15 protein-coding genes and 1 pseudogene are annotated in these 8,706 nt (G+C 57.0%); 10 read left to right on the forward strand and 6 right to left on the reverse strand.

The window, feature by feature from the left end; translation table 11 throughout:
- Positions 1–142 precede the first annotated feature (142 nt).
- The gene (locus DVH23_RS22705; protein WP_198668078.1) at positions 143–1,030 is read right to left on the reverse strand and encodes a universal stress protein; all 888 of its coding nucleotides are present in this window, start codon (positions 1,028–1,030) and stop codon (positions 143–145) included.
- 171 nt (positions 1,031–1,201) lie between these two features.
- Here DVH23_RS22705 and DVH23_RS22710 point away from each other — a divergent pair, with 171 nt between their 5' ends.
- Positions 1,202–1,717, forward strand: a complete 516-nt coding sequence (locus DVH23_RS22710; protein ID WP_114579623.1) for an SHOCT domain-containing protein — start codon at positions 1,202–1,204, stop codon at positions 1,715–1,717.
- Between the two features lie 91 nt (positions 1,718–1,808).
- On the opposite strand, the gene DVH23_RS22715 is transcribed toward DVH23_RS22710, so the two are convergent.
- On the reverse strand, positions 1,809–2,417 hold the full coding sequence (locus DVH23_RS22715) for a DedA family protein (protein WP_232833906.1): 609 nt from the start codon (positions 2,415–2,417) through the stop codon (positions 1,809–1,811).
- Between the two features lie 703 nt (positions 2,418–3,120).
- Entirely contained in the window at positions 3,121–3,408 is a 288-nt protein-coding gene (locus tag DVH23_RS22720; protein WP_114579624.1) for a GYD domain-containing protein, read from the reverse strand.
- Between the two features lie 265 nt (positions 3,409–3,673).
- On the opposite strand from DVH23_RS22720, the gene DVH23_RS22725 reads away from it, so the two are divergent.
- Positions 3,674–4,291 carry a class I SAM-dependent methyltransferase gene (locus DVH23_RS22725; protein WP_114579625.1) on the forward strand — a complete coding sequence of 206 codons (618 nt, stop codon included), beginning with the start codon at positions 3,674–3,676 and terminating at the stop codon, positions 4,289–4,291.
- Between the two features lie 410 nt (positions 4,292–4,701).
- Here DVH23_RS22725 and DVH23_RS22730 read toward each other — a convergent pair whose 3' ends face one another.
- Complete coding sequence (locus tag DVH23_RS22730) at positions 4,702–5,109, reverse strand: DUF1648 domain-containing protein (RefSeq protein WP_157972591.1); 408 nt, start codon at positions 5,107–5,109, stop codon at positions 4,702–4,704.
- Between the two features lie 288 nt (positions 5,110–5,397).
- Here DVH23_RS22730 and DVH23_RS22735 point away from each other — a divergent pair, with 288 nt between their 5' ends.
- The 8 genes from DVH23_RS22735 (at position 5,398) to DVH23_RS22755 (ending at position 8,004) form a co-directional block, all read left to right on the forward strand.
- Positions 5,398–5,727: a hypothetical protein gene (locus DVH23_RS22735; RefSeq protein WP_114579627.1), complete on the forward strand. Its 330-nt coding sequence runs from the start codon at positions 5,398–5,400 to the stop codon at positions 5,725–5,727.
- Complete coding sequence (locus DVH23_RS25090; RefSeq protein ID WP_255565301.1) at positions 5,724–5,858, forward strand: hypothetical protein; 135 nt, start codon at positions 5,724–5,726, stop codon at positions 5,856–5,858. Before DVH23_RS22735 ends, DVH23_RS25090 begins: the two co-directional genes overlap by 4 nt.
- A complete protein-coding gene (locus tag DVH23_RS24460) occupies positions 5,851–5,997 on the forward strand; it encodes a hypothetical protein (protein ID WP_198668079.1) in 147 nt (48 codons plus the stop codon). Before DVH23_RS25090 ends, DVH23_RS24460 begins: the two co-directional genes overlap by 8 nt.
- Before the next feature lie 35 nt (positions 5,998–6,032).
- Positions 6,033–6,299 (forward strand): hypothetical protein, encoded by a 267-nt coding sequence (locus DVH23_RS22740; RefSeq protein WP_114579628.1) that lies wholly within the window; start codon positions 6,033–6,035, stop codon positions 6,297–6,299.
- A 255-nt stretch (positions 6,300–6,554) separates the two neighbouring features.
- Positions 6,555–6,884 (forward strand): hypothetical protein, encoded by a 330-nt coding sequence (locus tag DVH23_RS22745; RefSeq protein ID WP_114579629.1) that lies wholly within the window; start codon positions 6,555–6,557, stop codon positions 6,882–6,884.
- A complete protein-coding gene (locus tag DVH23_RS22750) occupies positions 6,877–7,269 on the forward strand; it encodes a hypothetical protein (RefSeq protein ID WP_114579630.1) in 393 nt (130 codons plus the stop codon). The genes DVH23_RS22745 and DVH23_RS22750 overlap by 8 nt, the downstream gene beginning before the upstream one ends.
- Complete coding sequence (locus DVH23_RS24015) at positions 7,266–7,439, forward strand: hypothetical protein (protein ID WP_157972592.1); 174 nt, start codon at positions 7,266–7,268, stop codon at positions 7,437–7,439. The genes DVH23_RS22750 and DVH23_RS24015 overlap by 4 nt, the downstream gene beginning before the upstream one ends.
- A 151-nt stretch (positions 7,440–7,590) precedes the next feature.
- A complete protein-coding gene (locus DVH23_RS22755) occupies positions 7,591–8,004 on the forward strand; it encodes a helix-turn-helix domain-containing protein (protein WP_114579631.1) in 414 nt (137 codons plus the stop codon).
- Between the two features lie 109 nt (positions 8,005–8,113).
- Here the strand turns inward: DVH23_RS22755 and DVH23_RS22760 are convergent, their stop codons facing one another.
- Together DVH23_RS22760 and DVH23_RS25185 are read right to left on the reverse strand one after the other, a co-directional pair.
- The gene (locus tag DVH23_RS22760; protein ID WP_198668080.1) at positions 8,114–8,458 is read right to left on the reverse strand and encodes a hypothetical protein; all 345 of its coding nucleotides are present in this window, start codon (positions 8,456–8,458) and stop codon (positions 8,114–8,116) included.
- 88 nt (positions 8,459–8,546) lie between these two features.
- Positions 8,547–8,706: pseudogene (locus DVH23_RS25185) on the reverse strand (transcriptional regulator); the annotation flags it as partial.

The raw sequence follows: 8,706 nt of genomic DNA on the forward strand, positions 1-8,706 counted from the left end.
CGTGAGGCCCTTCGGGATCTCCTCTCGCGAACCATGGGGAGTATCCGAAAGACCACTCGATCGGGTAGTGCGCAACCCGAACAGGCTGACTGAGTCCCAGCATTCGATCTCCGCTGGACAGAATTCGGTTGTTTCTCGCCGGTCACTCGGTCGGTGGGATGATTAGCACTGGTTTCTCGCTCTCACGGAGGGTTCGATCCGCGACGCTTCCAAGTAGTTGGCCAGTTAGGCCTGATTCGCCTTGTGAGGCCATCACGACGAGATCGATGTCGTTCTCGACGGCATACTCCTCGATTTCTTCAGACGTCGTGCCTCGAACAACCGCTTTGTGGATATCCACATCGGTTGTTGTCTCCGCGGCCGTCTGGCTGCTCCGTTCGATATACTGATCGATAAAGTCGTGACCGCGCTCCTCGAGTCGTTCGAAGAACTCCTCGGAGCCGCCGCCCGCACTGAAGATGCCTTCAAACCGCGGGTCGATGACGTTGAGGACGTGGAGCGTTGCATCGTGGCGCTTGGCGATATCCGTGCTGTATGGTGCTGCCTGTTCGGCGGTCTCGCTGCCGTCCGTCGGAGCGAGGATGCGATCAAACTTACTGTCATCAGCGCCGACAGGCCCGCCGCTCGGGACAACCAGCACGGGGACATCAATACTACGGAGAACCCGGTCAGTGACGCTTCCAAGGACCTGTTCGCTGATGCCTGACCGGCCTTGGCGCCCCATAACGATGAGATCTACGTTCGACTCGTTCGCCTGATTGACGATGACCTCTGGTGGTTTCCCCTCGACAGCGTGTGTTTCAACGGTGACGCCGACGTCGGTAGCTCTCTCGGAGATGTTTGTGAGGATGTCGTCGTCGCCCTGATGATTCTGAGCCCCGGTTTCTGTACTGGTCGTCGAGGAAGCGTCTTCGACGGCGTGAACCACAACGATGTCGGCGCCATACGCTGTCGCGAACGCAAGGCCGACCATTGCAGCCCGTCGCGAATGGTCGCTCTCGTCCACTGCGATCAGAACCTGATCGAACATACTACTCCTTGGGTCGTATTCACGGACCACATGTGTACTTGTTCGTTGCATGGCTCGATGGGTCGTAACCCAGAACTCATCCTATGCCTATTCTGACGGGTGAGTTATCGAGAGACTCGTCGACTGATCAGGTCCGTACACTTAATCCCTCTTCGTCCCAATCCTCAGTATATGGTAGCTCGCCACTGGCTGTACTTCGGTGGCTTCGTCGTAACAGCGATTGCGATCGTCGGCGCAGGGTTGATGGGGGTCTTCGAGGGACTCTCCGTCCTTTCTGGGGGTGTTCCTGGAAGCGAGGAACTGGCGGTCCTGACCATGCTTAGCGCAACTGCAGAGTGGATTGTGATCGTCCTTGTGCTCGGACTGATCGCACTGGTGTTTCTGGCTGCAGCCGTCGTCTCGATCCTCCGAAATGCGTCGCTCCCGCGTGACGATCGTCTTGTGACTCTGGTTACAGAGCTCGAACGCCACTTTCCGCTCCTCCAGCGATTTGATGTATCCACAGCGGTCGAACCAACGACTGAAGATCGAAAACGAGAACTCCGAGAGCAATACGTGACGGGCGAAATTAGCGAATCCACCTTCGAACAGAAGTTGGCTGAACTGATGGATGAGACATCTTCAGAGCGAGGACCGCAGACAGAATCCCAGGTTAGTGTCACTACTGAGGACCGCTCACGGAAATAAGATCTCAGCTCTAGGTACCGTGGGTGGTGGACTTCGCTGAGTAAACTACTGCGCTAGCAGTATGGAGAGACCGGATCGATAATGTTGGAGGTCAATTCTGTCGACATCTCCTAAGAACAACTCCGATTGCGAGAAGAAACAGGGCTCCGACTGCAGTGAGGGCTGGTCTGTCGATGACGAAACTGACTGCTGCCCTAAACAGGGGCTGTTGTCGGCCGAAGTAAACGAGTGCTCCCGTAATCGCGTAAAATCCGACGGTGCCGATTGCTGTGAAGACGCCAAACCGCATTGATCTCATTCTAGCTAAGCCTGCCGGGATGGAGATCACGGACCGCAACACAGGGAGAAATCGTCCCCAGAGAACTGACGACTGCCCCCACTCCTGGAACCATTCCCGCCCTCGGTTAGTGTTCTCTTCTGAGACGGTAATGCGATCCTTGATCCAGCCAACCCCACCCGATCGGGTAGCATGAAAGACGTAGTACGGAACGAATGCTCCGACCGTTCCGCCGACGCCGGCTGCCAATATGAACACGAGAAACGACGTGGCGTCGGTGATGAGTATCGCAGCGGCGCCCGGGACAACGACTTCGCTCGGAAGAAAGGGGAACAGCATCGACATCTCGAGGAACGTGAAAATAACCAATATGAGGGGACCATATAGGCGGATGAAGTGGAGTGTGGCCTCCGTCAAATCCATTATATCTGGCCTAGGGAGAGGCGTCGAAATACCCTTCGGACGGCTATCGGTAATGAGAGGACAACAGGGCGTAAGTACGGTCCTTGCCCCCAAGCGAATGAGGAAAGCGAGCGGGCGATGGGGAACGGGAATCAGCCCGCCCGCCGGTGTGCCTCTGACAGGCAGCACGACCCCATTGATGTGCCTTCAGATCAGGTCGTGCACTCAGGAAGACTGCACTGTAGATCAATAGATGTATGGCTTTCAGACTTCGCTCCCGTGAAAGTGATCGGGCCGGGGGAGTGGGGAGTTAGCCCGATCGAACGCGCTTGCAGGTAGCACAACCTGGGGGAACGGTCCGAATGGGGAACCAGGCCGTGCAAATGGGTCGCATGCGTGCTGAATTATAGGCTTGATGGTTCTTGTACGGACGACGGAGAACCGTGCTCGTTACTGTCCGTGAGCGAGTTACCTGCCAGGAAACGGGCAGGGGCCGGGAAAGACACCCTGCCCGAACGGATGTCCGCTAACTGGCAGCACGGTCCTGATTGTCAGATGGTCCCCTGTAGACCGTGCAGCCTATCCTCATAGATCCGGGGGAAATAGGTTTGTGGATAGGGGATATGCTTGTAGGGCGATGGGTGGGAGTTGAGCTGGATGGTTCGCTTGAGCAGTACCCGGAGGAACGTTATGCTTAGGAGATTATCCACCGGATCAATCCGACTCAAATTTCGTCAACGATGGAAGCAAAGTCATCCGTGTTTTGGATCTCCATCGTATGTGTAGAGAGTCCATGCTCACGCAATGTTAGTGCTGCCTTTGTCGCGCCTTCACCATCAGGAACCTCAAAGATGATGAGGAAGTCGTGTGTCCCGAGCATTGCGTAGGAGTCGATGAGCTCAACATGACGCTCGTTAAACTCGTTTTGAAGCTCGCCCCAGATTACTGCCAGCTCCTGGACGGTCTGAATGTCTTCGCCTGTCGCATCAACGAGTGATGCATACGTAGTCATGGAATTGGTTGTTCTCCCTCTATTCAAAGCCTTTCCCCATCTAGTTGAAGGTAAATCCCATCTAAATGAAGGTAGTCTGCTACTCCCCCTTGGCCGACGATTCTAGACCGACTCCGTGAGGACGATACCGGTGACACCCTTCCTAGTATCTTACTCTCGTGTATGTGGGGCCAGGCAAACTCTGTTGACCAGCGAAACCCTTCTGGTGTTACATCGGGGTGCGATTCTACCACTACTAAGCGGTTTGGCTAAGAATTTTCGAGCGATGAACTCTAAAGAGCGAGAACAAGTCTATGGGAAGGAAGAGTATTACTGGGGGACAGGGCCGAACAAAATGGCCGAACGAACGGTCGACATCGCGTCCAGCATAGCGAACGAACCAACGGCTATCGACATCGGAGCTGGCGAAGGGAGGGACTCCGTTCTCTTCGCCGAGCACGGGTGGAAAGTGTATGCCGTCGATGTATCTCGGAACGGTTTGGAGAAGGCAAAACGGCTCGCCGAGCGTCGAGCCGTCGATATTGAACCGGTTCAGGCAGATGTGAACAGGCTGGACCTCCCTACGAACGTTGATGTTGTCTACTCGGCAGGGACAGTCCAGTATATTCATCCTGAAAACCGGTGTCGACAGTTCGACCATTTCAAGTCTCAGACGAACGCCAATGGGGTCCACGCTATCTTCGCATTCGTTGACCACCCCGAAATCCCAACGCCGCCCGACTGGACGGAAAACGAGTACTTCTACGATCCGGGCGAATTGGCAGACCATTACGAGGACTGGAAGACGATTCAGTACGACGAGATTGTATTTGACGATGACTCTGGGAGTGAACCGCACCAGCATGCAGCAGAGATTCTGTTCGCGCAAAACCCAAGTGAGTGAGCCGCATCTGGCAAGAACTGTTAGACCTACGCTCTGTATGTAACGCGCTGTTCATCATACCATGGTCTGTAAAATATTCGTGACGTACAGATCATCTTAGAGAAAGAACTATAGGACGACCAGGACGGAATCGATATCTATGGCCGTGATTTTTGGCTGTCCGGATTGCGGGCGCGGCTACTCTCGAAGCCAACAATTGGTGTCTACAGACAAATACGGAAGTACTCTGTATCAATGCCCGAACTGCTATAACCCACTGGCTCGGACGCGCCAAGGTGATAATGACGCTCTCGTGTCATTGTGACCAAAGCAGAGTGCCTTGTACGACCAACTACGAGATGTAACGAATGGTGGTCCGACCGGCGTGATCCAACTGACGCGTTACATCAAGGTACGTATTTACCGACGTGTTATTCCGCCGTCTCTCGCAAGACTACGTAGCTTGCTAGCACGATGGTACACAAGACAGTACCAGCAGCAACCAGTGACATCGAAACTGTGTACCCAAGGTTCCACGCGAGGACAAGCAGGTAGATGGCGCTCAACATGCTCGCCATCCCAATGATGACGGCGTCGATAGACCGTGGGTCCGTCGGCGGATCAAGGCGAGCCGCACCGCGAATGAGTAGTATGGTCGCCAGTGCGATACCGGGGACAGAGAACACAGCTACGAGCCGTGGGACGTAGTTGTCGGGCGTTCCTCCTGCCGTAAAATGGATGGCGACTTCCGCCGGGAGGCGCGGAACGAGTACGAGGCCAACCACAGTAACTCCACCTATGATCCCAAGTCCGATGCGGTCCGCCCGCCGGTGAAGCATACCCCTTAGTCCGAAAGACCCGACGATAATCGTTCGCATGTTTTGAGTGTGTGCTACCGCTTTTCCTCTACATCCACGCGCTGTACGTAACGCGAGAATCAGGCGAGAACAAACTGAAATTTTCATACCCTGAATCGCTCGAGAAGGCGACTCGCATGCGAAACGCTTCGGTTACCCCACAACACCGATTTACAATCGATTACGTGGGGTAACTACCTACTAGAACCACTCCCAGCAGTCCGCTCGGTCGTGTTGATCGTCCCCTGAGAGGGGTGGAGGCGAAGTTAGATGGCACAACAGCGCCAGATCGACGCGATCGCACAGCGAGCCGACCACTACGAAACGGAGGAAGGCCGCGCACTCCGCCAGCAGGCAGCAGCCCGAGTTTACGCGCTCCGAGATCGAGACGTCATCACCGACGGCGGAACGGTTGCCGACAGCGGTGATGAGACGACCGTCGAATCAGCGTACACGTACCATACCGAGCCACCCGAACAGGGCGGGAAAGCCTACGTCCAGTGTCGAGACTGCCAGCGCGAGCTCCTCGTCGACCTCGGTGGCCGAGATCGCCTGCCCCACGCACCGGGGTGCCCCCAGCGCAGGGGTGAGAACCGATGAGCCCCTGTAATTCCTGGTCGAGCAACCGAGTCAACCTTGAACCGTTAACGCTCACCGAGTCGATCGGCGAACTCGAGACGGCGCTCGCTCTCTACGACCAGCTCACAGAGACGGAGAGTACCGATGGCTAAGTGCGAGAACTGCGGCGGCCACGTCAGCGACCAGTACAAACTCGTGTTCGCGGACAACCAGGGCACGCTCCATGCTTGTCCCCACTGTCGAAGCCAGACAGACCGCTACGACGGAGCCACCGCTGGCCTCAACAATTAACCTACTCGCCAGCACATATCGAGACCATACCCCCGATGGGCTCTTCAGACAACCCGGAGAAAGCACTCGAGCAGTTCCAGTCGCTCGCACTCGTCGAAGACGGCTGGATCCCGACTCGGGGGTACCTGATCCTCGTATTAAATCGAGACGCTGACGCTGGCCTCTTCGATCTCCTCGACATTGCTAAGCGGTTCGACATGGATGGCGACATTCGTCTCATCACTGATGTTCGCCACGACGGCGAGTTGCGCGACACCATCCATCTCGAGTCGATCGACCGCGTTGAACCCCCTCGCTCGTGAGTTACCCCACGTCCCGGATTGTCCTCGACAACGTGGGGTAACTCCGTAGACAGCCGCCAGCGAGTCTGCACCGCGCGGTGGCGTTGGTTGGCCCCCAGAGAGGGGTCGGGAGGCGAGGTGAAGACAGTCACTCGTCCCCAGGAAGTGACTTCGAATGCCACTTAAAGAAGTGTACGAACGCACGTTCGACGAAGACGTACCGCCCTCGGAAGGGGACACCACTCTTTCCAGTGAAATCGCGGAGGAAGAGCGCTGATGGACCGCGAACTCCGCGATCTCCATCGAGATGCTCGCGACGAACGCAGGCGAATGCTCTCGGATCTAGACCCGGATCCTCACGACGTTCCTGGATACGGTCGTCCTGGTGGGATCGACGATCCAGTGCCCGACGCCGAGTACGGTGACGATCACCCGGAACTGACCGAGGGCTACCCCGAAGAGACCGGCGAAGAGCGCGTCACGTTGCCGATCCCGGACGGTGTTGAGTACGACGTCGACGACCTTGAGGACGGCACGATCGTCATTCAGTGGTGGTGCCCGGCCGACGAGAGCCCTGACAATCCCGAGGTCGATCGGGATGACTGACGAGGAAACCGACATATGCGTTTCGGCGTCGATTATCTGCGATCTCGCTGAGCAACTCCACGACGACGTTCACGAGTCGGATCGGTTCGACGACACAAAGTTCGACTGCTGGGGTGCCCGGGCGCTCCTGCGCCTCGCCGAGCTCGAAGCCGACCGTCCTCCCGAGGACGCTCCCGACCACGAACACGACGCCTACGCTCACAAGCGGGCCGCAACGATGGCTTCGGTCGCGAGTGAACTGCTCTCGGCAGTCGCTCGCTCGGACGTCGTGACCGATGTGGAGACGGGCCGGCTCCTCGCCGGGACGTCTACAACGCATGAACTGGTTGCTGACCACCAGCAGGCGGCCCATTGGGTTCGCGAGGAAGCACATCGAGACCAATGAGTCGCTCTCACTGTTCCGAGTGTGGCTACGAAGGGCCGAAAGAAGGACCACTGCCCCAGCGAGGCTCGGACGTGATCCCGATCTACGAGTGTCCTGAGTGTGGCGACGTCGCCGCGATCGGCTGTTCGTGTGACGATCCAGACAGCCACGAGCCGTCGAGTTCGGCGTGACCGCACGTAGGTGGCGTTGTTTCCTCCCTTGAGAGCGTCGGAGGCAAACAGTCATGAGCGAGCGATCATCGCATCAATCGTTCCTCAAGAAGAACGATGTTGCTCTCCACCCACATTGTTATAGGGTTGGAGACCCGAGATCCAACCGAAAATGTCCCACACACCACCGGCGGCTGAAGGGCAGGACGCCCAACAGTTCTTCGCCATCGCGGAAACTCTCGCAGAAGAATCACGACGGGACATCGTGGCAGATATCGTCGCCCATCCGGAGGGCCTCCCATCGATGAAGGAGTTAGAATTCACAACGGGGCTGCACCGGACGACGATTCACCAGCACCTTGAGGCACTAATCGACGGAGGAATCGTTGAACCAGTCGAAATCCCTCCTGGTCAGCAGACCAAAGGCCAACCGAGCAAATTCTACGCAATCACCGATACGGCTCGACAGATTTTCAATCGGAATAACGTCTTCACCAAGGACCACTGGAAGGGGGTCTACGATCGTGTCGACAAGCCTGAGGAGATTCAAGAGGCAGAAGCAGCCCCACGCCCAGATCAGGACTGATATTGGGAATTGTTTGATTGACATCCTCAACACTCAATTGAGGGCTCGCATCGTCCACTCGATCGATGACCACACCCTGAGTCGGTCCCGTTTCCGGTGATGTCTCCGCCTACTGCTGCTCCCACAGCGCCTCGATACGCTCCTCGAGACGATCGAGAACGAGCCGACTCACATCGCGATGATCGTCCGGCCACTGAGCGTTCTCCGCGTCGGTGCGGCTCGCGGCCGGGGGCGGATGAAAGTGATCTCGGGAGTTGTGCGCGTTCGGATGCCGGTCCCATCGGCACTTCCACGCGCTGTCCCGCCGTTCCTCCTGGTAGTGGAAGGTGAAGTCGTCGTTGCGATACCAACGAATCTCGAAGCGAGCAGACACCACGTTCGGGTAATAGTCGCCGGACAGCTCAACGCGGAGGTGCAACTTCCCCTCCTCAACGATTTTCGCCGACTCGAACATACGATTTCCAACGAATCGGGAACGCATACGCTCCAACACGGCCCGATCTATCGGTGCGGGACTCGCACCGTCATCCACCGGCACCATCTTAACCGTGCAACGGGGCTGTCGAGCCAGCGGTCTTTCTTCGGGCGCGTTCGTGGAGGTGACGCTCCTCGATGACGGTAGCCCAATCACCGAGATCCACGTACACGTCGTCAATCCGTTCCGCGTCGAACTCGAGGACATCGACCTCAGCGGGCGAGTCA

It is taken from the genome of Saliphagus sp. LR7 (genome assembly GCF_003344565.1).
Taxonomy (GTDB): domain Archaea; phylum Halobacteriota; class Halobacteria; order Halobacteriales; family Natrialbaceae; genus Saliphagus; species Saliphagus infecundisoli.

Bases quoted from the DNA above. Each gene is read 5' to 3' on its own strand.
- DVH23_RS22710 (WP_114579623.1), top strand. From the start codon at position 1,202: ATGGTAGCTCGCCACTGGCTGTACTTCGGTGGCTTCGTCGTAACAGCG.
- DVH23_RS22730 (WP_157972591.1), bottom strand. From the start codon at position 5,109: ATGCTTCACCGGCGGGCGGACCGCATCGGACTTGGGATCATAGGTGGA.
- DVH23_RS22720 (WP_114579624.1), bottom strand. From the start codon at position 3,408: ATGACTACGTATGCATCACTCGTTGATGCGACAGGCGAAGACATTCAG.
- DVH23_RS25090 (WP_255565301.1), top strand. From the start codon at position 5,724: ATGAGCCCCTGTAATTCCTGGTCGAGCAACCGAGTCAACCTTGAACCG.
- DVH23_RS24015 (WP_157972592.1), top strand. From the start codon at position 7,266: ATGAGTCGCTCTCACTGTTCCGAGTGTGGCTACGAAGGGCCGAAAGAA.
- DVH23_RS22755 (WP_114579631.1), top strand. From the start codon at position 7,591: ATGTCCCACACACCACCGGCGGCTGAAGGGCAGGACGCCCAACAGTTC.
- DVH23_RS22735 (WP_114579627.1), top strand. From the start codon at position 5,398: ATGGCACAACAGCGCCAGATCGACGCGATCGCACAGCGAGCCGACCAC.
- DVH23_RS22725 (WP_114579625.1), top strand. From the start codon at position 3,674: ATGAACTCTAAAGAGCGAGAACAAGTCTATGGGAAGGAAGAGTATTAC.
- DVH23_RS22760 (WP_198668080.1), bottom strand. From the start codon at position 8,458: ATGTTCGAGTCGGCGAAAATCGTTGAGGAGGGGAAGTTGCACCTCCGC.
- DVH23_RS22750 (WP_114579630.1), top strand. From the start codon at position 6,877: ATGACTGACGAGGAAACCGACATATGCGTTTCGGCGTCGATTATCTGC.
- DVH23_RS22705 (WP_198668078.1), bottom strand. From the start codon at position 1,030: ATGTTCGATCAGGTTCTGATCGCAGTGGACGAGAGCGACCATTCGCGA.
- DVH23_RS24460 (WP_198668079.1), top strand. From the start codon at position 5,851: ATGGCTAAGTGCGAGAACTGCGGCGGCCACGTCAGCGACCAGTACAAA.
- DVH23_RS22715 (WP_232833906.1), bottom strand. From the start codon at position 2,417: ATGGATTTGACGGAGGCCACACTCCACTTCATCCGCCTATATGGTCCC.
- DVH23_RS22745 (WP_114579629.1), top strand. From the start codon at position 6,555: ATGGACCGCGAACTCCGCGATCTCCATCGAGATGCTCGCGACGAACGC.
- DVH23_RS22740 (WP_114579628.1), top strand. From the start codon at position 6,033: ATGGGCTCTTCAGACAACCCGGAGAAAGCACTCGAGCAGTTCCAGTCG.